The sequence below is a fragment of the Pelagibacterium halotolerans genome, assembly GCF_044811015.1.
GTDB lineage: Bacteria > Pseudomonadota > Alphaproteobacteria > Rhizobiales > Devosiaceae > Pelagibacterium > Pelagibacterium halotolerans_A.
This window is the reverse complement of the sequence record NZ_CP085243.1, coordinates 3,022,707-3,048,931: the sequence shown is the minus strand read 5'-3', so window position 1 is coordinate 3,048,931 and position 26,225 is coordinate 3,022,707. Positions and strand designations below refer to the sequence as shown.

At 62.2% G+C, this 26,225-nt stretch carries 24 protein-coding genes and 2 pseudogenes; 9 read left to right on the top strand and 17 right to left on the bottom strand.

The window, feature by feature from the left end:
* Window positions 1-6: 6 nt before the first annotated feature.
* The 5 genes from LG281_RS14730 to LG281_RS14710 form a co-directional block, all read right to left on the bottom strand.
* A complete protein-coding gene (locus LG281_RS14730; RefSeq protein ID WP_404401972.1) occupies window positions 7-405 on the bottom strand; it encodes a DUF1850 domain-containing protein in 399 nt (132 codons plus the stop codon).
* Entirely contained in the window at window positions 398-2,512 is a 2,115-nt protein-coding gene (locus LG281_RS14725) for a TRAP transporter permease (protein WP_404401970.1), read from the bottom strand. The genes LG281_RS14730 and LG281_RS14725 overlap by 8 nt, the downstream gene beginning before the upstream one ends.
* Window positions 2,513-2,593: 81 nt before the next feature.
* Window positions 2,594-3,556 (bottom strand): TAXI family TRAP transporter solute-binding subunit, encoded by a 963-nt coding sequence (locus LG281_RS14720; protein ID WP_404401968.1) that lies wholly within the window; start codon window positions 3,554-3,556, stop codon window positions 2,594-2,596.
* A 210-nt stretch (window positions 3,557-3,766) separates the two neighbouring features.
* Window positions 3,767-5,116 (bottom strand): sigma-54-dependent transcriptional regulator, encoded by a 1,350-nt coding sequence (locus LG281_RS14715; protein WP_404401966.1) that lies wholly within the window; start codon window positions 5,114-5,116, stop codon window positions 3,767-3,769.
* The gene (locus LG281_RS14710) at window positions 5,113-6,927 is read right to left on the bottom strand and encodes an ATP-binding protein (RefSeq protein ID WP_404401964.1); all 1,815 of its coding nucleotides are present in this window, start codon (window positions 6,925-6,927) and stop codon (window positions 5,113-5,115) included. Before LG281_RS14710 ends, LG281_RS14715 begins: the two co-directional genes overlap by 4 nt.
* Window positions 6,928-7,297: 370 nt before the next feature.
* On the opposite strand from LG281_RS14710, the pseudogene LG281_RS14705 reads away from it, so the two are divergent.
* Together LG281_RS14705 and LG281_RS14700 are read left to right on the top strand one after the other, a co-directional pair.
* Window positions 7,298-7,471: pseudogene (locus LG281_RS14705) on the top strand (GntR family transcriptional regulator); the annotation flags it as partial.
* A gap of 138 nt (window positions 7,472-7,609) precedes the next feature.
* Window positions 7,610-8,224: a GntR family transcriptional regulator gene (locus tag LG281_RS14700; RefSeq protein WP_404406763.1), complete on the top strand. Its 615-nt coding sequence runs from the start codon at window positions 7,610-7,612 to the stop codon at window positions 8,222-8,224.
* Between the two features lie 60 nt (window positions 8,225-8,284).
* On the opposite strand, the gene LG281_RS14695 is transcribed toward LG281_RS14700, so the two are convergent.
* The 9 genes from LG281_RS14695 to LG281_RS14655 form a co-directional block, all read right to left on the bottom strand.
* A complete protein-coding gene (locus tag LG281_RS14695) occupies window positions 8,285-9,127 on the bottom strand; it encodes an alpha/beta hydrolase (RefSeq protein ID WP_404401962.1) in 843 nt (280 codons plus the stop codon).
* Window positions 9,124-10,050 (bottom strand): N-formylglutamate amidohydrolase, encoded by a 927-nt coding sequence (locus tag LG281_RS14690; protein ID WP_404401960.1) that lies wholly within the window; start codon window positions 10,048-10,050, stop codon window positions 9,124-9,126. The genes LG281_RS14695 and LG281_RS14690 overlap by 4 nt, the downstream gene beginning before the upstream one ends.
* A complete protein-coding gene (locus LG281_RS14685) occupies window positions 10,050-10,715 on the bottom strand; it encodes an RraA family protein (RefSeq protein ID WP_404406761.1) in 666 nt (221 codons plus the stop codon). Before LG281_RS14685 ends, LG281_RS14690 begins: the two co-directional genes overlap by 1 nt.
* A gap of 38 nt (window positions 10,716-10,753) precedes the next feature.
* Window positions 10,754-11,560 (bottom strand): creatininase family protein, encoded by an 807-nt coding sequence (locus LG281_RS14680; RefSeq protein WP_404401958.1) that lies wholly within the window; start codon window positions 11,558-11,560, stop codon window positions 10,754-10,756.
* A complete protein-coding gene (locus LG281_RS14675; RefSeq protein WP_404401956.1) occupies window positions 11,557-13,107 on the bottom strand; it encodes a serine hydrolase domain-containing protein in 1,551 nt (516 codons plus the stop codon). The genes LG281_RS14680 and LG281_RS14675 overlap by 4 nt, the downstream gene beginning before the upstream one ends.
* Window positions 13,104-14,759, bottom strand: coding sequence for an ABC transporter ATP-binding protein (locus LG281_RS14670; RefSeq protein WP_404401954.1), 1,656 nt, complete (start codon window positions 14,757-14,759; stop codon window positions 13,104-13,106). The genes LG281_RS14675 and LG281_RS14670 overlap by 4 nt, the downstream gene beginning before the upstream one ends.
* Window positions 14,759-15,574, bottom strand: a complete 816-nt coding sequence (locus LG281_RS14665; RefSeq protein ID WP_404401952.1) for an ABC transporter permease — start codon at window positions 15,572-15,574, stop codon at window positions 14,759-14,761. The genes LG281_RS14670 and LG281_RS14665 overlap by 1 nt, the downstream gene beginning before the upstream one ends.
* Window positions 15,571-16,515 (bottom strand): ABC transporter permease, encoded by a 945-nt coding sequence (locus tag LG281_RS14660; RefSeq protein WP_404401950.1) that lies wholly within the window; start codon window positions 16,513-16,515, stop codon window positions 15,571-15,573. Before LG281_RS14660 ends, LG281_RS14665 begins: the two co-directional genes overlap by 4 nt.
* 94 nt (window positions 16,516-16,609) lie before the next feature.
* On the bottom strand, window positions 16,610-18,160 hold the full coding sequence (locus LG281_RS14655) for an ABC transporter substrate-binding protein (protein WP_404401948.1): 1,551 nt from the start codon (window positions 18,158-18,160) through the stop codon (window positions 16,610-16,612).
* Between the two features lie 108 nt (window positions 18,161-18,268).
* Here LG281_RS14655 and LG281_RS14650 point away from each other — a divergent pair, with 108 nt between their 5' ends.
* The 5 genes from LG281_RS14650 to LG281_RS14630 all read left to right on the top strand — a co-directional run bounded on the left by LG281_RS14650 (window position 18,269) and on the right by LG281_RS14630 (window position 21,372).
* Window positions 18,269-19,093, top strand: a complete 825-nt coding sequence (locus tag LG281_RS14650; RefSeq protein WP_404401946.1) for a carbon-nitrogen hydrolase family protein — start codon at window positions 18,269-18,271, stop codon at window positions 19,091-19,093.
* A gap of 16 nt (window positions 19,094-19,109) precedes the next feature.
* On the top strand, window positions 19,110-19,820 hold the full coding sequence (locus tag LG281_RS14645) for an HpcH/HpaI aldolase/citrate lyase family protein (protein WP_404401944.1): 711 nt from the start codon (window positions 19,110-19,112) through the stop codon (window positions 19,818-19,820).
* A 10-nt stretch (window positions 19,821-19,830) separates the two neighbouring features.
* Entirely contained in the window at window positions 19,831-20,496 is a 666-nt protein-coding gene (locus LG281_RS14640; RefSeq protein ID WP_404401942.1) for an RraA family protein, read from the top strand.
* A gap of 252 nt (window positions 20,497-20,748) precedes the next feature.
* The gene (locus LG281_RS14635; RefSeq protein ID WP_404401940.1) at window positions 20,749-20,892 is read left to right on the top strand and encodes a hypothetical protein; all 144 of its coding nucleotides are present in this window, start codon (window positions 20,749-20,751) and stop codon (window positions 20,890-20,892) included.
* 48 nt (window positions 20,893-20,940) lie between these two features.
* On the top strand, window positions 20,941-21,372 hold the full coding sequence (locus LG281_RS14630; protein WP_404401938.1) for an alpha-ketoglutarate-dependent dioxygenase AlkB: 432 nt from the start codon (window positions 20,941-20,943) through the stop codon (window positions 21,370-21,372).
* Here the strand turns inward: LG281_RS14630 and LG281_RS14625 are convergent.
* Window positions 21,303-22,057 (bottom strand): IS5 family transposase gene (locus LG281_RS14625; protein ID WP_404400528.1). Its coding sequence is split into 2 segments (ribosomal slippage): window positions 21,303-21,724 and window positions 21,724-22,057, totalling 756 coding nucleotides; the frame shifts between segments, so codons are not numbered across the junction. The two genes, LG281_RS14630 and LG281_RS14625, sit on opposite strands and share 70 nt — an antisense overlap.
* Window positions 22,058-22,110: 53 nt before the next feature.
* Between LG281_RS14625 and LG281_RS14620 the strand changes: the two genes are divergently transcribed.
* Together LG281_RS14620 and LG281_RS14615 are read left to right on the top strand one after the other, a co-directional pair.
* Window positions 22,111-22,332 carry an alpha-ketoglutarate-dependent dioxygenase AlkB gene (locus LG281_RS14620; protein WP_404406760.1) on the top strand — a complete coding sequence of 74 codons (222 nt, stop codon included), beginning with the start codon at window positions 22,111-22,113 and terminating at the stop codon, window positions 22,330-22,332.
* A gap of 50 nt (window positions 22,333-22,382) precedes the next feature.
* Window positions 22,383-22,553 (top strand): annotated as a pseudogene (locus LG281_RS14615) (Arm DNA-binding domain-containing protein); the annotation flags it as partial.
* Window positions 22,554-22,762: 209 nt separating this feature from the next.
* On the opposite strand, the gene atzF reads toward LG281_RS14615, so the two are convergent.
* The gene (atzF, locus tag LG281_RS14610) at window positions 22,763-24,571 is read right to left on the bottom strand and encodes an allophanate hydrolase (protein ID WP_404401936.1); all 1,809 of its coding nucleotides are present in this window, start codon (window positions 24,569-24,571) and stop codon (window positions 22,763-22,765) included.
* A 22-nt stretch (window positions 24,572-24,593) separates the two neighbouring features.
* Window positions 24,594-26,225, bottom strand: coding sequence for a dipeptide ABC transporter ATP-binding protein (locus LG281_RS14605; RefSeq protein WP_404401934.1), 1,632 nt, complete (start codon window positions 26,223-26,225; stop codon window positions 24,594-24,596).

Here is a 26,225-nt window from a genome sequence, read left to right as displayed (position 1 = left end):
CAACCGTTATGGGGTCACTGAATTTGCATCACACACGCCGCCTTCGGCACGCCATAATTTGATCGGATCGCCGCTTTCCTCTCCCAGCGTCAAGCACTGCCCGTCTCCACATAGCCGCCACGCAGACTGCCCCGCGCCCGAAGCGGCAAGCACGAGGTGTTCGACGGGCGGAAGGGCCGGCTCGTAAAGCCATCCATCGGCTGTGCGGACAGCATCTCCGGGAAGATCGATGCCCGCCCCGGACCCCTGCACCCTTGCTTCGGTCACCTTCAGTCCGTTGTCGAGGACTTGCCAATGCTCCCACCATTCGATGCGCTCGACGGTATGCGTCCAAGACAAGGTAAAGGTGCTGACGGCAAGCACGAGGACCTTGCCCGCCGCCAGAATGCAAAGCGGTTCACTCATGGATCGCGGCCGGCGCGTTATCCCGCCGTGCACCGACGACCTGCCAGGCAAAGAACCCGCCAGCCAAGGCAAGACCGAGCGCGTCGGTCATCGGCAATGCCGCAACCAGAAGGAAGGCGGCGGCTACGGCAACAACCCGCTCGAATACACCGATCTTCCGGCGGAAAAAGCCGACCACGGCGATGCCCCAGAGCCCGATCGCCAGCAACGCCTTGAAGATGATATACGCGACCGCCGGAAGAAAGCCGATGGCCGTTGCAAGTTCACCCCCGTCCTGGAGCATCAGGGCTGGGGTGAACACGGCCATATAAGGGATAACGAAACCGGCTGCGGCGATCTTGACCGCCTCGAGCGAGATCTTGAGCCCGTTTTCCTTCGCGATGGGAGCTGCCGCAAAGCAGGCGAGCGCCACCGGCGGGGTCAAGTCGGCGAGGATGCCGAAATAAAAGACGAACATATGGCTTACGAGCAACGGCACGCCCAGTTGCAAGAGCGCCGGACCGGCGATGGTCGCGGTGATGATGTAGTTGGGGACCGTCGGGATACCCATGCCGAGCAGCAGGCAAGTGACCATGGTCAGCACCAGCGAAAGGAAGAGATTGGACTCCCCGACATGAACGATAAACTGGCCGAACGTGTTGGCCATGCCCGTCAGCGTCATGGTGCCGACGATGATGCCCACGATGGCACAGGCTATGCCGACAGGAAGTGCTGTGCGGGCACCTTCGGCAAGCGAATCCCGGCAGATAGCTAGCGTCTCGCGGCCGCTTTTCGAAAAGAGGTTGAGTGCGATGAGCGCCAGCACCGCGGCCACGATGACATAGGTGCCGAACTTCAGAAGCGCGGCAGCGATCAACCCCAGCCCTATCCAAAAGATCAGGCGGATGACCTTACCGGGCAAGCGCAAGGCCACCGATCCGCCGAGGATCAAAAGCACGGTCAGCGCAAGGCCGATGGTGCCGGCATAAAGCGGGGTGTAGCCCGAAAACAGCAGGAAGATCAGCGCAGCCAGCGGCAACACCAGATACCATTGCGCCTTGAGCGCAGCGAGCGGCGAGGGCAATTCGCTCCGCGGCAGGCCGTAAAGTGCACGCCGGCCGGCTTCCAGATGCACCATCCAGAAGGCAGACAAGAAATAGAGGATGGCGGGAATGATCGCGGCTTTGACCACCTCGATATATTCGACGCCCAGCGTCTCGGCCATGATGAACGCGACTGCGCCCATCACCGGCGGCATCAATTGTGCGCCCATCGATGAGGTTGCCTCGACGCCGCCTGCAAAAGCAGGACGGTAGCCGAAGCGCTTCATCAGCGGGATGGTGAACTGGCCAGTGGTGACGACGTTGGCGACGCCTGAGCCGGAAATGGTGCCCATCAGGCCCGAGGAGATCACGGCGACCTTGGCCGCTCCGCCCTGGGAATGACCGACAAGACCAAGAGAGACATCGGTAAAAAGCTTGATCATTCCAGCGCGTTCGAGGAACGAGCCGAAAAGGATAAAGAGGAAGATATAGGTCGAGGAGACCAGCGTCGGAATGCCGTAGATGCCCTCGGTACCGAAGGCCATATGGTCGACGACCTGCTCGAAATCATAGCCGCGATGGTTGAGCGGCGACGGCAGGTATTGGCCGAAGAAGCAATAGGCAAGGAACAGGCCGCAAATGATGGGCAACGCCGGTCCCATGATCAGCCAGGAGGCGGCAAAGAGCGTGACCAGCGCGACAACGCCGACGACAAGATCCAGCGAAGTCGGGTCACCGGCGCGCACGATCAGCGGTCCATATTCGACGAACTGATACACCGCGACGCCGAAGCCCGCGATGGCGAAGGCCCATGCAAGCGCCTTGACGACAGGTCCGGCATCGCGGCTCGCCGCGATCAACGGAAAACTCAGCGCCAGCAGGAACCCCACATGGAAGGCCCGCACAACGATGCTGGGCAGGGCAACGAGGTGCAACGCGGTCACGATCTGGAAGATCGAGAAGACCACGGCGAGCCAGAACAGCACCTTGCCCTCGCGGGTTGAGGGAAAGCCCCTGGCCAGGGGGTCGTGAAAAGTTGCAGCCTCGGTCGGCGCAGCCGCCGGGCCGGTGTCGTCGCGCGTCATTGTCATTCCTCCCAAAGCACGGCGGCGCAAATTTATGGGGACACCCGGGACCAAACCCGGGTGTCCCAGCCTACCGGCAGATTACATCAGGCCCGCTTCCCTGTAGTAGCGCTCGGCGCCCGGATGCAGGGGAATGGTAAGGCCAGCCAAGGCACCTTCAGGACTGATCCCGCCGGCGGCGCTGTGCGCCGCCGTCATGGCGTCGAGGTTCTCAAAGAGAAGCTTGGTCATCTGATAGACCGTTTCCTCATCCACACCGGCATGAGTCACCAGAACGTTGCCGATGGCAGCGGTGCTCACGTCCGCGTCCTGACCGCCATAGGTCCCCGCTGGCACGACGCTTGGCACGTAAGGCGCGCCGACCGCTTCGATGACCGAGGCCGGGATTTCAACGATGTTGATATCGATCGAGGCAGCCAGGTCCTTGATGAAGGCAACCCCGAGCCCTGCGGACTGCAGCGTTGCGTCGAGCTGGCGGTTCTTGATGAGCTCGGCGGATTCCGCATAGGGCAGATATTCGGTCTGGGCGAAATCGTCATAGCTCATGCCAGCAGCCGCAAGGATCGCGCGGGCATTGAGTTCAGTGCCGGACTTGGGGGCGCCAACCGAAACGCGCTTACCGGCGAGGTCCGCCAGCGTCTCGATGCCGGAATCGGCCGAAGCCACGATCTGGATATAGTTGGGATAGATGGCGGCGATGGCACGTAGATCCGTCAAAGGCTCGGAGAAACCGGCATCCGCATTGCCATCCCAGGCCAGCTTGACGGAATCGCCAAGCGCAAACGCGACCTCGCCACGCCCATCCTGCAACAGATTGAGATTCTCGACCGAAGCCTTGGTCGACTGCACCTGGGTGCGCGCACCCTCGATGTTCTCAGCGTAGATTTCCGACAGGGCGACACCGAGCGGATAGTAGACGCCGGACGTGCCCCCGGTCAGGATGTTGATAAACTGCTGGCCCTGCGCAACGGCGGCAACCGAGCCCAGCGCGACGGCGGCACCGAGCAGCAGCCCGGCATAAGTCTTGGCGGATTTGAAGTTCATGCAAAATCCTCCCTTGCATGCAAGTTGATCGCCGGCCTCATCCTCCACGGGCCGGTCACGCTGTATTGAGCAAGGGATGTGCCAGATGCGGGTACGGGCAGAAAATTATTCGATTTCAATAAGTTGGCGCGATTGAGCCGCAGTGAATAGCCATAATTCTGGGCGGATTTCCGCCAGGTCGGCGCTCCGCGAGCGGAAAACCGCCAGTGCTCAATGGCCGGATTCGGCTATATCGCGCAGGCCGTACCGCGCGATCTTTTCATTGAGTGTCCGGCGCGCAAGGCCGAGGATTTCAGCCGCCTCGGCGGTCGAACCGCCGGCTGCGCGCAGAGCCTCGGCGATCAGTTCTGCCTCGAACCGGGCGACCTTGTCGTTGAGCGTGCCCTGCCCGAGCTCGACACCAGGCGCACCGCCGGTCATTTCGCGGTCGAGCCCAAGGACCGCGCGGTCCGCGGTGGCTTTGAGCTCACGCACATTGCCCGGCCAAGACCCCGCGCGCAGCTCTTGGAGGAAAGCGCGGCCGAATTCGGGCGGCTTGCGCGAAAAGCGCTCGGCGGCCTGCCCCGCAAAGAGAGCAAAAAGCAGCGCGATGTCTTCGCGGCGTTCCCGCAGTGGCGGCAGGTCGATTTCCACCGTTCCGAGACGGAAATAGAGATCGGCACGGAAGCGCCCCGCATCGCTTTCGGCCTTGAGATCGACCTTGCTCGCAGCGATGAAACGCACGTCGAGCGGGACGGCCCGGTTGGAGCCCAACCGCTCCATGCTGCGTTCCTGAATGGCGCGCAGGACTTTCGCCTGCAAACTCAGCGGCATCGATTCGATCTCGTCGAGAAAAACGGTGCCGCCAGAAGCGAACTCGAACTTGCCGATGCGCTCGGTCCCCGCACCGGTAAACGCGCCGCGCTCATGACCGAAGATTTCGCTTTCGAAAATCGCTTCGGGAATGGCGGCGCAATTGATGGCAACGAAATTGCCCTTGGCCCGGTGCCCAAGATCGTGCAGCGCACGCGCCACGACCTCTTTGCCAGTACCCGTCTCACCCCGGATCAGCACATCGACATCGACGTCCGCGAGCTGCGCGACGCGACGGCGGACATCGGCAATCGCCGGGGAAACGCCGACCAGCCGCTGCTCCAGGACCGCCTCGCCGCCCAGCGCCGATTGCAGCCGCCCCACCTCGCGCCGCAAACGCCGCCGCTCGACCGCCCGGTCGAGCACGGTAACCAGCCGGTCGGCATCATAGGGCTTTTCGATGAAATCATACGCGCCGGCGTGCATCGCCTCGACCGCCATCTGTACATCCCCGTGTCCGGTCAGGAGGATGACGGGCAAGTCACGGTCCGCCTTCTGCATCTGCGCCAGCACATCGAGCCCGCCAACGCGGGGCATGCGCAGATCGGTAACGACACAATCGAAAAGCCTCGGGTCGATGCGTCTCAACGCCTTGGCCGGATCGGCAAAGGTTTCGACGGTGAACCCGGACACGCCCAGCCATTCGCCGGAGGCCTCGCAAAGTTCGCGTTCGTCGTCGATAAAGGCGATTGCACCACGATCCGTCATGCGACCGGCTCCGTATGCAGCCTCGCAACGTGAAGGGGCAAAGCGACAGTGGTTAGCGTGCCACCATCCGTATTGGAGGCAAACGAGAGCGTTGCGCCATATTCCTCGAGGATTGTATGCGTGATCGAGAGTCCCAGCCCCAACCCTTCCCCGGTGGTTTTTGTGGTGAAGAACGGCTCGAATATCCGTTCACGCAAATCCTCGGGAATGCCGGCGCCGGTATCGGCGATTGCGACCACGACATTGGTGTCGCGCAAGGCGGCGGAGATACCGACATGACTGTTACCGGCGGTGCGTGTTGCGTCGATAGCATTGAGCATGAGGTTGATGAACACCTGTTCGAGCCGGATTGGATCACCGGTAACGGCCGGGAGACCTGACATTGCCTGTACCTCAAGAGCAATACCAGCCTCTCGCGCCTTCGGTTCAACGATATCGTAGGCCGCCTCGATCACGTGGGCGATGTCAACGGGCTCGAGAGGTGCCGGGTCCTGCCGCGAGGAAAATGTCTTGAGATGCGTGACGGTACGCTTCATACGCTTTAGCAAATCCCGGCCGGACCGGAGATTGCGCCGCACCTCCGCCGGGGCGTTGCGTTCGGCATGGAGATCTGCCGCCGCCAACCGGCTGTCGAGCGCTGCGAGCGGCTGACTGACCTCGTGGACGATCGCTGCCGACATACGCCCGAGCGCAGCAAGACGCGCTGCGTGGATGAGGCTATCATGGGTCTCGCGCAATTCGGTTTCCGTGCGCTTGCGCACCTCGATTTCGTGCGCGAGTTCGCGGGTGCGTTCGGCGACGCGGCGTTCCAGCACAGCGTTCTGTTCGAGCTTGATGCGTGTGAGTTGCCGGCGCTGCCACAGGAAAAGGGTAATGGCTGAGACAAGCATGGCGGCGAGCGCCGCCAGCGTCGTTACGAGGCGCGCTTCCCCATAGACAGGTTGCAGCGGCAGGGCCGAAAAGAGCTGCCATCCATCCGGATCGACGGGCACCGTGCCAACCAGGAATGCACCGTCCTCTTCCGATATGGTTATCGTGCCACTCTCCGGTGGAGGCGTAGACGCCAATGGCCGCTGCGCGGCAACATCGATACCGTCATAGCGGCGCTCCGCGGCGATGAGGGCTTCGGCTTCCATCGAAAGCGGATAAAGAGGCCTATAGCGCCAGCCGGGATTGCCAGCGAGAAAGACAATGCCGGCGTCGTCCGCAATGCCGGTCTGTTCACCGGCCTTGGTCCATGTTTGCTCAAGCGGTGCCATATCGACCTTGACGACCACGACGCCAATCGGCTCTCCATCTTCGTCAATCCGTTCCGACAGAAAGTAGCCGGGTATGCCCGTGGTGACGCCGACGGCGTAGTACCGCCCCTCTCCACGCGCCATGGCCTGGGCAAAATACGGCCGGAAGCTATAGTTGTTGCCAACGAAACTGCTGGGCTCCAACCAATTGCTGGCGGCCAGCGTCAGCCCCTCGGTATCGAGCACATAGACTTCGTCGACACCCGACATCTCGCGAACGATCTGGAGATAGCGATTGGCGGCGCCAGACGGCGCAGCGCCGCGCAAATGCGCGCGAATGCGTTCGTCCTCCCCGACAACACCAGGCAAGTAGCGGAAGCGTTCGATCTCGCTTTCCACGGCGCGCAACGAAATCGTCAGCCGGTCCACAAGCTCGCGCTCCACTCGGAGCATCCCGTTTCCGACCGCTACCACCCAGATGGAAATGCACGCCAAAACGACTGCGAGCCCGATGAAACTCACAAGCACGAGGCGGTGATTGATGCGGCGCGTTGCCGAACCGAACAGGCGCATGCTCCTCTAGCCCGAACTTCTCACACTGGCTACGCCCTGCGTCGGATTGTGGCGAGTCGCATACGGCGGCGGCCGCCACAATCCGACCCGAAGGGCTGGTTGAAAGTGGCGACAGTGTACGCTGGAGAGCTTGCACGTATGTTCAATACGCACGGCGCTCTCCGGCTACCCTCACGCCACTTTGAGCCAGCGCAGGGCATAGCCAGTGTGAGAAGTTCCGGCTACCCCTTTTAAAGACATGCAAGCGCTCGAAGCGGAGGAAAGTCAATTGGCAACAACTTGCTTCGATGTTTTTTGTTCATCCATAGGACATGAAATGCTAGATATGGGGTGGAAAACCTTGTCAAACCGCTGAAAATTCAACGCCAGCATGAAAAAAAAGACTGCTTCGGTATTCGATCTGCCCTCGCTAAGCCCACTGCAAGCCGAAGTGGCGCGCAAAATCGTGGGTCTCATTCAGGATGGCCGGTGGGCGGTCGGGGATCGAATATCCGATGCCGCTTTGGCAAAAGAACTGGGCACATCACGAACACCCGTGAGGCAGGTTCTTCAAATCCTTTGCGAGCAGGATTTGATAACCCAGGCTCCAACGTCGGGCTTTCGGCTCAAACGGAGCCTCGATGCGCAAACCGATCTCGACACCATTGTCCCACCATCGGATACGGAGGCCCTTTACACCAAAATGATGATCGCCCGGGCCAACGGCGCGATCGGCGACGAAGCCTCGGAAGCGGAGTTGGCCGAACAATTCGACGTCACCCGCGGTACCGTGCGGCGCGCGCTGATGCGCTTTTCGGCCGAAGGCCTCGCCGAGCGGCGTCCCGGCCATGGATGGCGGTTTGCCGAATGCCTGGACAATAAGCAGGCCGTCAATGAGAGCTATGCCTTTCGGATCATTATCGAATGCGGCGCCGTCGAAGAACGGGATTTCCGTGCCGACCCGGAGCAGTTGGGAGCCTTGCAGGCTCAACAAAAACAACTGCTGGAAATGCCTATTTCCCAGGTTTCCGGCACGGACTGGTTCGAGGCGAACGCGAATTTCCACGAAACCGTCGTCTCATGGTCGCAGAACAGGTTTCTGGTGCAGGCGATACGGCGCCAGAACAGCTTGCGCCGCATGACCGAGTACGCCGAGTTCACCCAGATCAGCGAAGAGGGGATACGCCGTGCCGCCCGTGATCATATCGCCATCCTCGATGCGATTGCCGCCGATGATACGAAGCTCGCCGCGGCAATCCTCTACCGGCATTTGAGCCGGACCACGCCCAAGACCGACACCGTCCGCCAGCTCGATTAGGCCGGCACGGACATTCTGCCCGATCAGGCATCGCGGCCGAGATCGCGAACCTGTGGCCGGTCAAATACCTCGACTTCGACGAGCCGCAAGACAGTCGGCAAAGAACGCCTTCACCGGATCTTTGATGAGCCCGCCGATATGCGCGACGCCGGGGACCATATCGAAACGCGGCGTTATGCCGATCCCAGCAAGGGAGGCTTCGAGCGCGCGGAGCCGTGCGATACGGGTCTCACCGCTGTCGTTGATCCCCGGCATCCAAAAGGCCGAATTCGGCCCGACGGTCACGTCCCAGGTTTCGATGTCCTGCGCACCGATGACCAGTTGCACCGGCACTTCGCTCATGGCCTCAGGGTCGAAGAGGCGCCCGAAGATGTCCTCCATACGGCGCGTGCCGACCCACCATTCTTTTTCCGGATCGGCGAGCGTAACCGTACCCGGCGCGCCGATGGAAACGCCCATCAGGCGCTCGGGGTGAAGGTAGAAGAACCGGTGCGCAAACTGCCCGCCCCCGGAAAACCCGTGCATCAGCACCTTGCTTGTATCCAGGCGATAGAGTTCGGCAACCTCCTCGATCATATCGAGCACGATGAGATCGAACCGGATGCCGCGATAGAGGATGAGCTTGTAATTGTGCAGATCGCCCGGCTCCTCGATGCCGCAAGGAAAGAACGGGGCGAGCAATACGCACTGATTGGCCTCGGCGAAATCGATAAACTCGTCGCGTAGCGTCGCGGCATCGCGCAAGCTGCCATGGACGAGCACCGCGAGCGGATAGACAGCATCGCCATCGGGCGCGTAGCCCTCGGGCACGTAACAGCAATAGGAGAACCGCTGGTCCATCCGCGACGCGAAGAACGTCGTGCGGCCGGAACGGTAAAAGCCCGGGGCTTTTCGATCGCTCATTTCGCCACTCCGACCTGCTGGACCGCATATGCCGCGAGCGTCCGGCTGAACCGCGTCAGGATGGCCTTGAGTGCGGAATAGCCGGCGGTGCGCTCGCGGGTTTCCTCGTCCATATAAAGCCGGCGGTTGATTTCGAACTGCACGCTGTGGCGCCCCAAAACCGGATTCGCGTATGCCTCGGCGAGTTCCGCGCCCCGAAACGGTTTGTTGATCGCAACGCTAAGCCCTTCGGCCCGCAAGGTCTCGCGGATGAACGCCACGAAATCGGGACCTGCCGATGTGCCATAAAGGTCACCGATGCAAATGTCCGGCCGTCCCGAGCCGGCCGGATCGGACGAAATGGCGTGCCCCACCGCGGTCATCGAGTGACAGTTGATATGATAGACGCCACCGAACCGGGCATAGGTGGTGTCGAGCAGCGTTCTGAGCGTTTGGTGGTACGGCACCCAATACCGCGCTATGCGGTCTTCGGCCTCGGCAACGCTCAAAAGGCGATCATGCATCAACTCGTTGCCCCAGGCATAGCGCCACATCAGGCCCATTCCCCGCCGCGCCGTAGGGCTTTCGCGCACGGGATGGGGCCAGACACCATCGACCATCGTTACGTCCATATCGCGCAGGGAACGATTGACGTCGAGGAAGCTGCGCGGGAAGTGCGCCTTGAGTAAGGGCGCGCCGATATCGGGCGCGGCGCTGAAGAGATCGTCAACATGCGTATCGGCGGAAACACGGACACGCTCTGCGCTGACGGCAGGCCTGAAATCGTCGGGAATATCCAGGCCGCTGTGAGGGCTATCAAATACAACGGGCACAAACGGCGCGCGCGGCGCTTCAACCGAAAGCACACCGGGAAGGGTTTGGTCTTCAAGACCGAACATGGTTCCGGCCGAGCGTGCCGCAGGTATCGCGGAAGCGGCAGACATCACGCGCCCTCCCCGTTTTGGGCAAGATCGTCCTCGACCCGCCGAACCGCGCCTGTGATTTCGCCGAGTTTCTCGCCGGCGGAGAGCCGGTCCATCGTGCGCGCCACGCGGCCTTCCCGCGCGATGGCGATCTCGGCAATTCCATCGGCTTCATCCCGGGGCAACACGACGACACCGGATGCGTCGGCAAGAACCATGTCGCCGGGCAGCACCGGAACGTTGCCGCAGGCGATGGGACGGTTGAACGTGCCGCCCAAACCGGCCTGCCGGGTGGTGATGGCCGACGTGCCACGACACCAGACGGGAAGCCCTTCGGCGAGGATTTCAGCCGCGTCCGTGACCGGGCCGTCGACAACGATGCCGACCGCGCCGGCTTGCTTCGCGGCCCGCGCGACGGCGCCGCCGACACAGGCGTGCCGGTCGTCCCCCAACCTGTCGATGACGAGCATGTCGCCGGGCCGGATATGGCTCACCGCATAGTGCACCAGCGTCGAGCACACCGCCGGGATGGCTACCGTGACCGCCACACCCGCTCGCGTCTTCTGCCCCGGATCCACCGCCTGGATGCACCGGTCCATAAACCCGGTATATCGCATATGCCCGATCGTTGCGGTTTCGATGGCCTCGAGCGCCGAAAGCAGCGCCGGATCTGCCGGATCGGGCATGGGCTCAACACGGTATTTTTTCACTCTCGCCTCCATCCTCAGCGTCCCGACAGCATCTTTCTGGGGTCGCATGTCGTCATATGTCTGATGAGCCGCGCGGTGTGGCTCACGATATGCTCGCAGATCGCCCTGCCCCGCTCGGCATTCGCGCCACGCGCGGACCCACCGAGCATACCGGCAGGATCGACCTCGTGCGCGTCGATCGGCAGGTTCAATGGCTGACCTTCGAACCGGACGCCGGATATGCCGTGAATGTCCAGCCCATACGCCTGCCCGCGCGGTGCTTTGTCAGCGATCAGATCGGGCCGGATACGCTCGGGAAAGAGATAGGCATAAGCCGAGGACATCGGCTCCCCGCCGTGCCCGCGCACGGCGCCGGCCTCGTCGCCGTAAAGTTCCGTCCAAAGCGTGTCGGGAATACTCTTCCAGATGTTGAGCGAGGGCACGGCGACGCCCCGCTCGCGCCGTATCTTCCGGGCAACCTGGTCGACAAGCGGGCCGTTCGCCGAATGCCCGTTGAAGATCAGAAGCCGCTCGACCCCGTGATCGAGAAACGAGACGATGACGTCTTCGAGTACCGCGGAAAAGGTCTGCGGCCGCAACTGGATACCGCCGGCAAAGCCGCGGAAGAAGTCGGCATAGCCGAAGGGGAGGACCGGTGCCGCGATACCGTCCCCGGCGTCCGCGCTCATCTCCGCCAGGCGCTCGGTCAACCGAAAGTCGCCCATGGGCGCATGAGGCCCCTGCACTTCCTGCGAGCCGAGCGGAATGAGGATGGTCACGGGATCCTTGATCCGATCCGCGAATTCCGCCTGCGTCATAGCCGCGAGCGTATACTTGGTCATGAAATCCCCAAGGTATGTGCGACACCGAGACGTTCGCCCTGCAACTCGGGAAGCGCCAGGTGCGAGGAATTAACGTTGACCGTGCGCGTCACGCGCAGCGTTCCCCCCCTAATCCAGCACCGCACGGTGTCCCGAAAGGCGGTTTCAACGAACAGCCAATCCATTTCAAGGCACGCCCAGCCACCCGCCTCCGGCAGCCAGCGCGCGCAGGCAAGCACACGCAGCCCATCCCTTGGTTCGTAGGAATGATGGAGTCGAGCCCCTGTCATGGTCGTCATAGCCTCTACCCAATGGCCGAAACCGGCGACAATCGTATGGGTGCCGCGCGCATCGGTCAGCGAAAATTCCACATCCACGCCAGATGACCGTAGCGCGATTTGCCCGGCGGTCTGATCGTTTTCGACCATCGCGTACCGGCCCTGCCAATCGCGCGGTGCCATCGCGCTGGTGTCCGGGCCAGGCTGAATGCGGAACGTCAGTCCGGCAGTCGCGTCGGCGAGTGTGTCGTTATCTACGGCTGCGCCTGCGCCGAGCGCCGGCCTAAGCGCATCGTAGATCAGGCGATGAACGCGCCGGTCGTCATCGGCCATGCCGCCGGTAAAGGCGACAACGGCGTTTTCGTCTGGCAGGACAATACAGTATTGGCCGAACAACCCGTTGGCCGAGAAGCTGCCATGCGGCCCGCGCCACCAATGATAGCCATAGCCCTCGCGCTTTTCGGGCGGCGTCCCGTCGCCCACTTCGTCTGGCCCGAGGTAATGCGCGCCTGTAAAAACACCCAGGATGACGTCCTGCACCTGCGTGCCGGTGGCATCCCGCACCCAGTCCGGCGACAGCAATGCTCGTCCCTGCCAGACGCCGCCCTGCAAATGCAGAATACCGAGCTTGAGCAGATCGCTCGACAGACATGACAGGCCATTGCCACCGGTATTGACTCCGTCGGTGCCGATGTCCCAGCGCATGGCGGCGGACATATCCATGGGCGCAAAGATGCGTTCGGCAAGGTAATCGGAGACGCGCCGCCCGGTCGCCTTCTGAACGATGGCCGAAAGCATGTAGCTCGCCGCGCTGTCGTAAACGAAGACTTCGCCCGGCTCGTGCGGGATTGGCTGACGCAGGAAATCGGCAACCCAACTCGTTTCGAGTTGCCGCCACGACCCACCCGAAATCCCCCGCGCGTGTCCGCTGGTCATGGTGAGCAGGTGCCGCACAGTCATACGCCCGAGCTTCTCGGACGGATTGATACCGTCATGCTCGGGGAAAAACCGCATCACGGGGTCGTCGATGGACATCAGCCCGTCGCCCACGGCAAGTCCCACCGCCATCGAGGTGAAGCTCTTGGTCACCGAATGCATCATATGCGGCCTATTGGCCGCGAAAGGCGCCCAATAAGCTTCGGTCACAAGTGCCCCGTCATGCCAGATGAGCAGGCTGTGAAGCTCGATCCCCTCGCGTTCGATCGTTTCGAACAGACCAAGGATGACGGCGGGGTCGGTTCCGCGCGACTGCGGTGTGGCCCGCAGCAGGCCGTCTGCCGGGAGAGTCACTGCGCAGCCGCCTCCCCGGCGAACCGCCAGCTCATCGTGACGCCGTGCTCCGTGCGTTCCAGCGTCGGGATCGCGGACAGCAGCGCCCGGGTATAGTCGGATTGCGGCGTGTCGAAAATCGCGTCCCGCTCACCTTCCTCGACGATCCGTCCATCCCGCATCACGACGACACGGTCAGCCAATTGTTCGACGACACCGAGATCGTGGCTGATGAACAGACAGGAAAACCTGTACCGCTCCTGCAGCCGCGCAAGAAGCCTGAGCACCTGCGCCCGCACGGTGACGTCGAGCGCCGAGACGGCCTCGTCGGCGATCACGAAATCCGGGTTGCGGACGATGGCACGGGCAATCGCAACGCGCTGGCGCTGACCGCCGGAAAGTTCATGTGGATATCGCCCGGCATAGTCCGCGCCAAGCCCCACTTCGGAGAGAATTTCGGCAACGCGGCCTGCGACATCGGCGCGATCAAGGCCCGGCTCATGCCGCAGCGCTTCGCCGACCAGTGCACCGATGGTCATACGCGGATCGAGCGAGCCGAACGGATCCTGGAAGATCATCTGGCAGTTGAGCCGGTAATCCCTGTACCCACGCGAACCGCGCCGGACCGGTTCGCCACGGAACAGGATATCGCCCGCCGATGCCGCAGTGAGCCCGGCGATTGCCCGGCCCAGCGTCGTCTTGCCCGAGCCGGACCCGCCCACCAGCGCGACGACTTCACCGGACCTGATGGACAGATCGATCCCATGGAGCGCGCGCTTGGTTTTTGACCCGGCGAAAAGCCCGGCCTTGGACGTGTAGGACACTTCTAGCCCGCGCACTTCGACGATGGGCGTCGCATCCTTGGGAAACGTCCGCCTGGGCCCGCGCGTTGGCATAGCCTGCAGCAGATCCCGGGTATAATCATGCTTCGGCCGGGCGAGGATCGTCTCGGTATCCCCCGCCTCGACGATCTCTCCGCGCCGCATGACGAGCACGCGTTGGCAATAGCGCGCCACCATGGGCAGGTCGTGGCTGATCATCAAGAGCGCCGTACCCTCGTCCCGCGTCAACTCCAGCATCAATTCGAGCACATCGCGCTGCACCAGTGCGTCGAGCGCTGTCGTCGGCTCGTCGGCGATCAGCAGTGCGGGGCGCAGCAGCATCGCCGAAGCGAGCATGATGCGCTGACGCATACCCCCGGAGAACTGATGCGGGTAGGCGCTCAGCCCGCTTTCGGGGTCGGGAATGCCGACGCGGGTCAGAATGTCGAGAACCCGCCGGCGACGTTCGGCGGCATCTAGCCGCGTATGCACCCGCAAAGGCTCGTCGAGTTGCCGTCCGATCATCATCGAGGGATTGAGCGAGGTCATGGGTTCCTGGAACACCATGCCGATCTCGGCTCCCCGCAACGCGCGGATATGCTTGGCCGCCATTTCAGGCACCGATTGTCCCCGAAACCGGATGTCTCCGCCGGTGCGTACGATAACGGGCGGCTGAAGACCCATGAGCGCACGTGCCAGCATCGTCTTGCCCGAACCGGACTCCCCGACAATGCCCACGACCTCACCCGGCGCGACATTGAGGCTGGCACGCTTGACGATATCGGGTCCATCCGGCCCGCGCACGTTGAGCGAAAGATCCCGGACACTCAGCAATGTTTCGCTCGCTGTCATCACAGCCCCCTCATACGCGGATCGAAGCGGTCACGGATCGCATCACCGAAGAGATTGATCCCCAAAAGGGTGAGCGAGATGCACAGACCCGGGAAGATGCCCAGCCAGACCGCCTGCGCCATGTGCGGGCGAGCGCTGGCAAGCATGTTGCCCCAGGTCGGCGCTGGCGGGGGCACACCCAGGCCAAGGAAACTCAGCGCGCTTTCGGTCAGGATCACGGTGCCGAACATCGATGTGGCAAGCACGATCACCGGTGCGATGCAGTTGGGCAGGATATGCCGCGCCATCGTAAAGAGCGCCGAATTGCCCATGATCCGCGACGCCTCGACGAACTCTCGCTCCCGCAGTGAAAGCACGGCGCCGCGCACGACGCGTACCATGGCCGGGGTATAGGCAAGGCCAAGCGCAAAAATGATCCCGTACATGTTGGCGCCGGTTACCGAAAGCAGCGCGAGCGCCAGAAGCATTGAGGGAAAGGCGAGCAAGGCGTCGTTGAGCGTCATGACGCCCCGGTCGAGCCAGCCGCGCGCATAGCCCGAAACGACGCCGAAGAGCACACCCATGGTAACTGCGAAACATACGGTCATGATGCTGATCGAAACGCTGGTACCGGCGGCAGCCATGATCCTGGAGAGAACGTCGCGGCCGAATTCGTCAGTGCCCAGCCAATGGGCGATGCTCGGTGGCGCAAGTTTGTCGCGCAGATCGATGCGCAGCGGATCGTAGGGCGTCCAGAGCGCACCGACGGCCGCCGTTGTAACGAAGATGCCGATCAAAGTGCCGCCGATGATGCGGTTGCGGTGATGGAGTTTCATTCGGCGGCCACCCGCGGATCGAAGAGGGGATAGAGAAGATCAACCACAAGGTTGACGAGCACATAGGTCACAGCGACGAACAGCAGACACCCTTGCACCACCGCATAGTCGCGGCCGTAGATCGCCTCGACGATCAGCCGCCCGAGCCCGGGAATAGTGAAAACCGTCTCGACGACAGCGACGCCGCCCAGAAGATTGCCCAGGATGAGCCCGATCAGCGTCCAGGTCGGCCCGAAGGCGTTGCGCGCCGCGTGGTTGAAGAGGATCGCAGTTTCGGTCAGCCCTTTGGCACGGGCATGGGTGATGTAGTCGAGGCGCAGCACGTCGAGCGTCGAGGCTCGGGCCATGCGCACGAGAATGCCGATCTCGTGAAGCACGAGGGTGGCGACCGGCATGACGAGATAAAGCAGCCCCGCGACGGGATCCCGGGCTATCGAAACATAGCCGAGAACGGGTAACCAGCCGAGCTTGAGCCCGAACCCGAGCAGGATCATGAGCCCGAGCCAGAATGTCGGGATGGAGACCAGGAGCGTCGAAAGGCCCACGATGGCAAGGTCGAGCGCGCCATTTTGCCGCCAGGCGGCGGCCATGCCCATCGGCACGGCGACGACGACGGCAAGCGCCACCGCCATCAGCACCATCTGCGCACTGGTCGCAAACCGTCCGAGAATGAGCGGCAGAACCGGCTCACCGGTCGTGATCGAAACGCCCAGATCACCTTGAAAGAGATTACCCAGCCAGATGAAGAACTGGACGGCGATCGGCTCGTCAAGCCCCATCCGTTCGCGCAAGGCAAAATAGGCGGCATCGTCGGCGAGGTCACCGAGCATGAGACTAGCCGGATCGCCCGGAATAAGCCGGACCAGGGTGAATACGGCAACCGAAACGATAAGCAGCGTCGGTATGGCCGTCAGCAATCGGGAGAGCGTAAATCTAAGCATTGGCGAAGCCCTTGTGCGGCGCTGCGCGCCGACCGATGTGAGGCGATGCCCCCACGCCCAGGAGAAAGCGCGGGAGCATCAGGGCTGGAAGGTTCTATTCGGTAAGGCCAACGCCCCAGAGCCGGGCAAAGCCGTGCCACGTGCGGTAGCCCGTTACGTTGTCCGCTGCCACGCCGACATCCAGCCCATTGGCCAGCATCAGAAGCGGAACGTCCTCCAGGAACAGCGTATGCAAACGGTCGAAAAGCTCTTGACGTTCTGCCTGTTCGGGTTCCTGAAGAACCGCATTCAAGAGCGCTATGGCTTCGGGATTGTCCCAAATGGCATTCGCACGCTCCTCCTTTGAGGCGGTCACGGCATTATAGGCCAAAGCCGGGTCGGCGCGGTTCGAATAGTTGAACGCCATAACCTGATAGTTGCCCGAACGGAAGCGGTCGAGCTGGCTCGCCCATTCGAGCACTTCGATCTTGGAATTGATCCCAGCGGCCTGGAGCATGGCTTGAGCGATCACGGCGACGTCGTAGCTTATCGCCGACCGGCGGTTGGTGAGGATGGTGATTTCCTCACCATTGTACCCCGCTTCTTCCAGCAGCGCGGGAACCGCGGCGGGATTGTATTCATACCCTTGGTCATGATGCTCGGTGTGGTAGAGCGACCCCGTAGCGACCAGCGAATTGTTGGGTACGCCCAGGCCGTACATCACCGCATCGACGATCTGCGGAACATCGAGCGCAGTCGCAAACGCTTTGCGCATGGCTGGATGCGACATGACCGGGTCTTGCGTCTGGAACAGCATGGTCACGAGCCCGCCATGCGGCTCGGAAACGAGCTGGAAGGCATCGTCACCGGCAAGCTCGGCGGCCTCGCTGGGCGGCACATAGGGCAGGATATCGAGGTCTCCGCTACGCAAGCCGGCCACAGCGGCCGAATTGTCCGGCACGACGACGAGATTCACGTCGTCAACCAGCACTTCCTTGCGCCCGCCATAGCCGTCGATACCGGTTCCGGTAAGCGCATAGTCTTCGAACTTGACCAAATGCACGCTTTCGCCACGCGTCCACTCGTCGAAAACGAACGGACCGGTGCCAATGGGGCGGTCCCAGGTGCCGTCTTCGTTGAATGAGTCGCGATGCACGATTGCAGCGGCACCGCATTGCGGCTGCGCCATATAGGTGAGCAGCATCTCATCGGGTGCATTGAGTTCGAACGCGACCGTGTGCGTGTCGAGGATATCGATGCCGACGATCTGCGTGCCCCGGCTACCGTCAAAAAAGACGTTGCAGTTGTAATCAGGATTGCTGAGCAGCTTTTCCCAGCTCCATTTCACGTCCTCGGCGGTCAACGGCGCGCCGTTGTGGAAGACCACATCGTCCCGCAGCGTGAACGTATAAACCGTGCGGTCGTCCGACACCGCCCAGCTTTCGGCCAGCATCGGCTGGATATCCCCGCCCTCGCCGGCAGCAACGAGCCCTTCGACGACGTTGAGCATAACCGAATCCGTGATGGCATCGCGGTTGATACCCGGCTGGGAGCTTCGGATATCGGACGATAGCTGGACATTGAGCGTGTCGGCCATGGCCGCCGATGCGGCGCCGATTGCCAGGACCGACAACGCGATGTTCCCCGTAAGCATTGCGAGCTTCATAACACCCCTCGTGTTTTTTAAATGCTCAAAAAACATTTCACATTGAAGATCGCGCGTCAATAGCGCATTATGAGATCGTTCAGTTCCGCCCATTTAGAGGAGAAGCCCGTGCGTGTTGCCCTGATGCAGCTCAATTCCCGCGACGACAAATCGGAAAATATCGCCACGATCACACGTTTGTTCGCAGAAAGGATCGCCGGGCAAAGCGTGGATCTTATCGCATTGCCGGAATATTCAACGTTCCTGGGCGGGCTCAGGGAGGTGCAATGGGCCGCAGCGGAGATCTTCCCCGATGGCGAAGGCTATCGCGCCCTGCAAGAGTTGGCGAAAACCTACGGTGTTGCCCTCCATACCGGCTCGATGATCGAGCGCGAGGGCGACAAGTACTACAACACCAGCGTGATCTTCGGCCCGGACGGCGCCGAACGCGCGCGCTACCGCAAGATCCACCTGTTCGACGTCGAAACGCCCGGCGGTCATGTCTTCCGCGAATCCGACGTCATCGACCGCGGCAACGCTATCGTCGATTTCACCCATAAGGGCCGCAAGTTCGGGTGCTCGATCTGCTATGACATGCGGTTTTCCGAGCTTTATCTGCGGCACATGCGCAATGGCTGCGACGTCATCATGGTCCCGGCCGCCTTCAACATGGAGACCGGCAAGGACCATTGGGAAGCGCTCTTGCGCGCCCGCGCCATCGAAACCCAGAGCTGGGTCATCGCCGCCGGACAGGTCGGCTTCCACCGAGAAGCGGCCGGCGAGCGTGCCTGCTACGGCAATTCGATGGTGATCGATCCCTGGGGTACGATCGTTGCCCGCGCCTCGGGCAAACCGGGCGTGATACTGGCGGACATCGACTTCGACTACGCCCGGCATATCCGCACCATCCTGCCGTCCAACACCCATCACGTGCTGGACCAAGCCGATGCTTGAGGATTACGCATTTTGGATGAGCACGCCCAATCTCGATTTCCTTGAGATCGCGGCCAATGCCGGCTTCAAGCGCGTCGTGTGCGACGTCGAACACAACGCCTTTTCCCCCGACCGGCGCGAGGCGCTCGTCGTTGCCGCTCGTGCCATCGGGCTCAGCGTGTTCTTCAAGGTCGAAGGCCCCGAACCGGTCTGGGTGCAGCGCGCCCTCGACCTCGACGTCGATGGCGTGATCGTTCCCCATTGTGGCCGGCTCGAAGAGTGCCACGCCGCGCTGGAAACGGCCAAATTCCCGCCTCGCGGCACCCGCAGTTATGCCGCCGGACGTTCCGCGCGGTTCACCGCGCCGGATGCCGGCTATTTCGCGCGGTGCGATCGGGACGTTCTCTGCCTGCCCATGATCGAAACCGCACATGCGTTCGACGATATCGACGCGATCCTCGCGCACGATTGCGTCGACGGCGTTTTCGTCGGCCCGTTCGATCTCGCACTCACGCGGGGACGCGAGACCTACGCGTTCACCGACGCAGACCGCGCCGACATCTCTCATATCGCACGGTCCGCCAAATCTGCCGGCAAGCCGTGGTGGATACCCGCTTGGAAACCTCAGGAACAACGGTTCGCAATCGATGAAGGCGCCTCTGTTCGCGTGATCGCTGCCGAGCATCAGGTGCTGATGGCTGGTCTTGCATCGGTGATCGACCAATTGCCCCAACGCTCAGCCCGATAAGGAAAGAAAAGTGAAAGATTTTATCAAAAACCCTCTGCCCGAAAGCCTGCCTGATGCGCTGCTTGCAAAACTCCGGCAAGTCGAAACAGCTACCGTCGGACACTTCCTGCATTCGGCCTTCATGGACAGCGCCATTGCCGCGATCGATCCGGGCAGGAGAATCGCAGGCACGGCAGTCACGTTGCGGCTGGCGGCCAACGATTCGACGCTCCTGCATGATGTCGTTTCAACGCTCCGGCCCACAGACATCCTCGTCATCGACCGCTCGGGCGACACGCGCCACGCATGCTGGGGTGGCGTCGTGACCAACGCGGCGGCATTATGCGGCTTTGCCGGGGCGGTGATCGACGGCCCGGTGACCGACGTCAACGAGATCGTCGCCAATGCCTTCCCGGTCTGGAGCCGCGGCCGGTCCTCGATCACGACCAAGCTTTATGCCCAGTCCGGCAGCTTCAACACGCCGATCGCCTGCGGCGGTGTATCGGTCGCGCCGGGCGACGCCATTTTGGCCGACGAAAGCGGCGTAGTTGTCCTTTCGCCAGAACATGCCGAGGCGGTGGCGGACCGTGCACTCGACATGCAAAGCGCGGAAATCGGCCTCATCGCACGCCTCAGGGCCGGTGAAAAACTGGGTGACGTCAGCGGCGCATCGCAAATGATCAAGGATCGTTTATAGACGGAAGGCCCTCACTCTACTGGTACGGACACTTTGCCCTGTTATGATCGGATTGTAACCTCGAGGAGCGCCAGCAGCTCAGCGAACCAGACGGCCGACTTTCCATCGATAGGTCAATGGCCCTGCAGCCCGGCAGATACTTTCCGCCAGTTCGTTAGATGGCGCTGAATATCGAGCTGCAGGCTCTCGGCATCACGCGCTTCGAGCACCTCCACCATTTCCAGGTGATTACAGCTGCTCCAGCCGATACGCATGGCGCTGACCATAAACATGTGGATCGTACCGGAATACTACGCCGCCAAGGTCGAGCGTAACGAGCGCCGCATCGGCGTGGCCGAGTTCATCTCGTTGGCGAAGTATCGAAACTTCCGTTCCAGGGTATTGCAGTTGCCATGACGGGACATCGATAGATTGTTAGCTTGTGGCTGAATGTGAGATTCGCCAATGTTGCCACCCGCTGCTCGTTACGTGCCGAACTATGTCGATGAGGCGTACGAACTCGCGCTCTTGCGATCGATCGACAATTCCACGTGGCTCGGAGATCTCAAGCGGCGTGTTCAGCACGACGGCTTTCGCTATGACTACAGGGCCCGACGTGTAACGAACGAATCCTATCTTGGCCCTTTACCTGATTGGCTATCTGCCCTTGCGGACCGACTGGTGGAAGACGGCATTTTCCACGTGCGACCTGACCAAGTGATCGTCAATGAATATTTGCCTGGTCAGGGCATCGCCCCTCATGTGGATTGCGAACCTTGTTTTGGCGAGACTATCGTGTCGCTTAGTCTAGGCTCAGGACTCATTGATCAGAGCCAGAAGATGACGGCTGCTGCGATGCAGATGGCCGAGAAGAAGGTGTGGGCGCATCGGTCGTAGCGGGTTGCGATGCGCCTCCAGTCCTTGAGCTTTGCGAAAAGGTTCTCGACCTTGTGGCGCTGACGGTAGAGCGCCTTGTTGTAGTCATACGGGACCTTGCGGTTGCGGCTCGAGGGAATACAGGGCTCGATGCCTCGTGCTTGAAGTTCCTGGCGGAACCAGGCGCTGTCGTAGCCGCGATCGGCGATCAGATGGGAGGCCGGCGGCAAGGCGTCGAGCACGAGGCGGGCGCCCGTGTGATCGCTCATCTGGCCTTCCGACAGGAGCAGGATGATCGGCCGACCTTCACCGTCGCAAACGGTGTGGAGCTTCGAGTTCAGTCCGCCCTTTGTTCGCCCGATGCGACGGGGAACAGCCCCTTTTTGAGCAGGCTCGCCGCGGTGCGGTGAGCCTTGAGATGCGTCGCGTCGATCATGATGCGCTCGGGTTTTGGCCCTTTGCCGGCGAGCCCGGCGAAGATGCGGTCGAAGACACCCATCCGGCTCCAGCGGATGAAACGGTTGTAGAGCGTCTTGTGCGGCCCGTAGCCGGCCGGCGCATCCTTCCACTGCAAACCGTTGCGGATCACATAGACGATGCCGCTCACAACCCGTCGGTCATCGACCCGCGGCACCCCATGCGACAGCGGAAAGAACGGAGATATCCGCGCCATCTGGCGCTCGCTCAGCAAAAACAAATCACCCATCAAGGCCTCCTGTTGGAAGCCGTGAATCACATCTCAAACGAAATTAATAGGTCCTGAGCCTAGGCTCGACGTGTTTGATGGAATTCTCACATATCCACTCCAGACAGTCATCTACCCAGGCTCTTGCTCCACGCGGTCTGCTCGTGCTGAACGACGAGGCCCGGTTCAACTGGACGCATGGTATCCCTGCTCGCAAGTCGGATGTGATTGACGGCAAGAAAGTCCCTCGAGGGCGGAGGGTGTCCCTGACATTTCGGACTGTTATCACGACATAAGCGCTCTGCTTGGGTACGCTCGGTCTTAAGCTCCGCGTGTCCACTCAACTGATGGCCTACATCTGCGAGTGTCGGCCACAAGCGGCAAGGTGTTCTACGTCTCCAAGCGCATCAACGGCCATATGAAACGGATCAAAATCGGCTCGTGGCCCATCCTGACGCCGCACGACGCGCGCGACAAGGCACGCAGCCTCATGCGCTCAATCGAGCTCGGCCTCTAAAGCTGGAAGCCAACTTTCTAAAGCGCACTTTCGCTGACTTGTTCGCCGGGGAGGAACGGCTTAATTGCTTCCATCCCTGGCGGCCACCAGAGAACCTCTGCCAGATTGTCGCTACCGTCTCGTCCTGATCGTCGCACCAGACTGCGAGCAGGTTCTGACCTTCGCCTCAGGCCGGTGACAGACGCTTTTGCTTTTTCGCAGCCGAAGTGTCATCGGACCGAAGCCGCTCTCGAGGGTTTGCCTTGGGCCAGATAAGCTCGCCAGCCGCCAAGGGCGCTGATGTCGGTTGCCCCTTCGATGCCGGCTGGCTCGCACAGAAAGCCCTTCACGCTCGTACCGTCTGCCAACATGACGCTGCCGATGCAGAGGGGTGCGGGAATGCCGGCCATGAAACTGCCGAACGCGGGTTTTGGCAGCGCCCACACCTCCAAGGAGATCGATGTACCGGTGCCCGGCGCCGTGCGAACCATGCCCGGCCGGAAGGGCGGGCCTCCCGCCAGGGCGTAGAGCGTGTAGTCGGGTGCCGTTTCTGTGGCGCGGAGAAGGCGTCCGCCGCGCGAGGTGAGTTCGGAATTGAGCGGCAGCCCGGACATGTGTGCGCCGCAAACGGCAACGGCGATCTCGTCGTCGCGCAAGCGGGTGGTAGCCAAAGCCACCTCCGGCCGAGGCCAGCGCGTTGCGCCGAGCAAGCCCGCCTCCATCATCAGCGCCAGTCCGGCCGCGCGATCGTCTTCGCCGGCACGGGCGAGAACGGTTATGTTGCCAGGCCGGCCATCGGCGCGCACGCCTGTCGGCACCGCGATGCCGCACATGTCGAGCAGGTTGACGAAATTGGTGTAGGTGCCGAGCCGGGAATTGGGACCGATGGGATCGGCGTCGATCTCCTCGCGTGTCACGAAGGTCGGGACCGTCGGCACACAGAGAAAATCCACCCCTACCAACAATTGCTCACAGACGCGCCTGAGCTCCTGCAGGCGATAAATGCCCTTGAAGGTGTCCACGGCGGACTTTTCGAGACCGCCCGAAACGATGGCAAGCGTGGTCGGATGCAGGGTACCGGACGCCTCGGTGATCCGGGCGCCGACGGCAGCCGTGCGTTCAGCGACCCAGGCACCCTCATAGAGCATTTGAGCCACGTCGTAGAAGGGCGACAGGTCGATCGGTTTCACGATTGCGCCCCGAGCTTCCAGGCGAGCTATGGTGGCGCTGAAATGTGCTGCCTGCTCCGCATCGCCAAACGTCTCAAGCGTTGCTGCATTCGGCATCGCGATGACAACCCCCGGAGACAGCGCGGCCAGGGGGCCGGTGCGAATTTCGCGGGCATACGCGTCTGCCGGATCGAAAGCCGATGCCGTTTCGAACACCTCGTAGGCGTCGGTGACCGTAAGCGCGAAAATCGAGATTGTATCGAGCGTGCGGCAGGCCGGCACCACGCCGCTGGCCGACAGTGTGCCCAAGGTGGGCTTGAGCCCCACCAGATTGTTCAGGGCCGCCGGCACGCGGCCGGAACCGGCGGTATCCGTGCCCAGGGCAAAGCACGCTATGCCATGCGACACCAGGACCGCCGAACCGGCGGAGGAGCCGCCGGGCACGATGTCGGGATCGATCGCGTTGTTGGGTATGGGAAAGGGCGTGCGCACGCCCACAAGCCCGGTTGCGAACTGGTCCAGATTGGTCTTGCCCAGACAAATCGCTCCCGCCGCCCGCAGGCGCGCCACCACGAACGCATCCCCCGCCGGCTCGTATGAGAAGTCCGGACAGGCCGCGGTGGTAGGCATGCCGGCAACGTCGATATTGTCCTTTGCGGCATAGGGGATGCCCCAGAGCGGACGTCCGTCGGGCGTGCCCAGCGCACGCGCTTCGGCCAATGCCGCTTCGCGCGCCTCGTGGATGAAGATGCCGGGATCGGCCACCGCATCGAGCCTGCGGAAGGCTTCGGCAATCACATCTTCGGGGCGCACCCCTTCGGCATAGGCCTGGCGCAGAGCCGATAGGGTGAACGGCAATTCAGATAGCATAGTCAAGTCCTTGCAAATCGTCTCAGAATGCGGCCTTACGCCTTGGCGCCTGTGGGGCGGCGGAAAGCAGTTCTTTGGTGTACGCGTGTTGGGGGTTGTCCATTACGTGCTCGGCGGAACCGGCCTCCACCACCTCGCCCGCCTTCATTACGATCACCTCGTCGCAAAGCAGGCGCACCACGTTGAGGTCGTGGCTGACGAAGAGGTAGCTTATCCCCAGCTGCGCCCTGAGGTCGGCGAGAAGATTGAGCACCACCGCTTGGATGGATACGTCCAGCGCCGCGGTGGGCTCGTCGAGTATGAGGAAGTCTGGGTCCGGCGCGATGGCACGGGCGATCCCGACCCGGGCCTTCTGACCGCCCGACAACTGGTGTGGGAAGCGATCGAGCAGGTGCAGCGGCAGCCCGACCAAACCCGCAAGGTCCTCAACGCGCGCGTCCAGCGCCCGGCCCTTCACCGTCCCCATGCGCTTGAGCGGCTCGGCGATGGTCATGCAGGCTGTGTGGCGCGGATTGAGGCTGTCGGTCGCATCCTGAAAGACCATCTGGATTTTGGCCCGCAGCGGATTGCGGGAGAATCCGGAGGATGGGATCTTCGCCAGATCCTCGCCACGATAAAGGATCTCTCCCGAGGTCGCATCGAGTAGGCGCACCAGCATGGAGGATGTCGTGGACTTGCCGCAGCCGCTCTCGCCCACCAGCCCTACGCTCTGGCCTTCGCGTATGGTGAACGAGATGCCCTTGACCGCGTGCACCGGCCCTGACTTGCCCTGATAGGTCTTCACTAGGTTCTTCACCTCGATCAGCGGCGTGTCCTTTACGACATGGGGCGCAATCGGTTTCCGCACTGCCTCGGGCAAGAGCGAACGGATCGAGGCGCCCCGGCGCGGCGTCGCGTCCACGAGCTTGCGGGTGTAGGGGTGAGCGGGCCGGGCGAACAGGTGCGCGGGCGCACCCTCCTCCACGATGAGCCCGTCTTTCATGACCACGATGCGGTCGCAATATTGAGAGGCAAGGCCGAGATCGTGGGTGATGAGAATGGATGACATGCCACGCGAGGTGACAAGCTCGTTCATCAGGTCCATCACCGCCTTCTGGGTTGTGATGTCGAGCCCGGTCGTCGGCTCGTCGGCGATGAGCAGTCTCGGATCGCAGGCGAGGGCGATGGCGATGACGATGCGCTGACACATGCCGCCCGAAAGCTCGAACGGATAGGCCTCGTAGCGCGCGGTCGCGTCGCGGATCTTCACCGCCTCCAGCGCTGCGATGGCCTTTTGCTTCGCATCGTGTCGCGTAGCGCGCCCGTGCTGGCGCAGCACGTCTTCGATCTGGTGTCCCACCCTGCGGATCGGATTAAGCGCGGCGCGCGGATTCTGGAAGATCATGGAGATTTCCCGCCCGCGAATATCGCGCATGTCCGTTTCGGCCGCGCGGCGCAGGTCGATGCCGTCATAGACGACTTCGCCCGCCTTGATCCGCCCGCCGGCGTCGAGAATGCGCATCAGGGCATAGGAGGTGACGGATTTGCCAGAGCCGCTTTCCCCCACGATGCCGAGGCGCTCCCCGGTCGCGAGTTCGAAGCTGATGCCGTTGACTGCGTTGACTTCGCCCCGCCGGGTCCTGAAGGCGACGTGAAAATCGGTGATCGACAGCAT

Coding starts and splice junctions, on each gene's coding strand:
- LG281_RS14730 (WP_404401972.1), bottom strand. CDS start 405: ATGAGTGAACCGCTTTGCATTCTGGCGGCGGGCAAGGTCCTCGTGCTT.
- LG281_RS14725 (WP_404401970.1), bottom strand. CDS start 2,512: ATGACGCGCGACGACACCGGCCCGGCGGCTGCGCCGACCGAGGCTGCA.
- LG281_RS14720 (WP_404401968.1), bottom strand. CDS start 3,556: ATGAACTTCAAATCCGCCAAGACTTATGCCGGGCTGCTGCTCGGTGCC.
- LG281_RS14715 (WP_404401966.1), bottom strand. CDS start 5,116: ATGACGGATCGTGGTGCAATCGCCTTTATCGACGACGAACGCGAACTT.
- LG281_RS14710 (WP_404401964.1), bottom strand. CDS start 6,927: ATGCGCCTGTTCGGTTCGGCAACGCGCCGCATCAATCACCGCCTCGTG.
- LG281_RS14700 (WP_404406763.1), top strand. CDS start 7,610: ATGATGATCGCCCGGGCCAACGGCGCGATCGGCGACGAAGCCTCGGAA.
- LG281_RS14695 (WP_404401962.1), bottom strand. CDS start 9,127: ATGAGCGATCGAAAAGCCCCGGGCTTTTACCGTTCCGGCCGCACGACG.
- LG281_RS14690 (WP_404401960.1), bottom strand. CDS start 10,050: ATGTCTGCCGCTTCCGCGATACCTGCGGCACGCTCGGCCGGAACCATG.
- LG281_RS14685 (WP_404406761.1), bottom strand. CDS start 10,715: ATGCCCGATCCGGCAGATCCGGCGCTGCTTTCGGCGCTCGAGGCCATC.
- LG281_RS14680 (WP_404401958.1), bottom strand. CDS start 11,560: ATGACCAAGTATACGCTCGCGGCTATGACGCAGGCGGAATTCGCGGAT.
- LG281_RS14670 (WP_404401954.1), bottom strand. CDS start 14,759: ATGACAGCGAGCGAAACATTGCTGAGTGTCCGGGATCTTTCGCTCAAC.
- LG281_RS14665 (WP_404401952.1), bottom strand. CDS start 15,574: ATGAAACTCCATCACCGCAACCGCATCATCGGCGGCACTTTGATCGGC.
- LG281_RS14660 (WP_404401950.1), bottom strand. CDS start 16,515: ATGCTTAGATTTACGCTCTCCCGATTGCTGACGGCCATACCGACGCTG.
- LG281_RS14655 (WP_404401948.1), bottom strand. CDS start 18,160: ATGAAGCTCGCAATGCTTACGGGGAACATCGCGTTGTCGGTCCTGGCA.
- LG281_RS14645 (WP_404401944.1), top strand. CDS start 19,110: ATGAGCACGCCCAATCTCGATTTCCTTGAGATCGCGGCCAATGCCGGC.
- LG281_RS14635 (WP_404401940.1), top strand. CDS start 20,749: ATGGCGCTGACCATAAACATGTGGATCGTACCGGAATACTACGCCGCC.
- LG281_RS14630 (WP_404401938.1), top strand. CDS start 20,941: ATGTTGCCACCCGCTGCTCGTTACGTGCCGAACTATGTCGATGAGGCG.
- atzF (WP_404401936.1), bottom strand. CDS start 24,571: ATGCTATCTGAATTGCCGTTCACCCTATCGGCTCTGCGCCAGGCCTAT.
- LG281_RS14605 (WP_404401934.1), bottom strand. CDS start 26,225: ATGCTGTCGATCACCGATTTTCACGTCGCCTTCAGGACCCGGCGGGGC.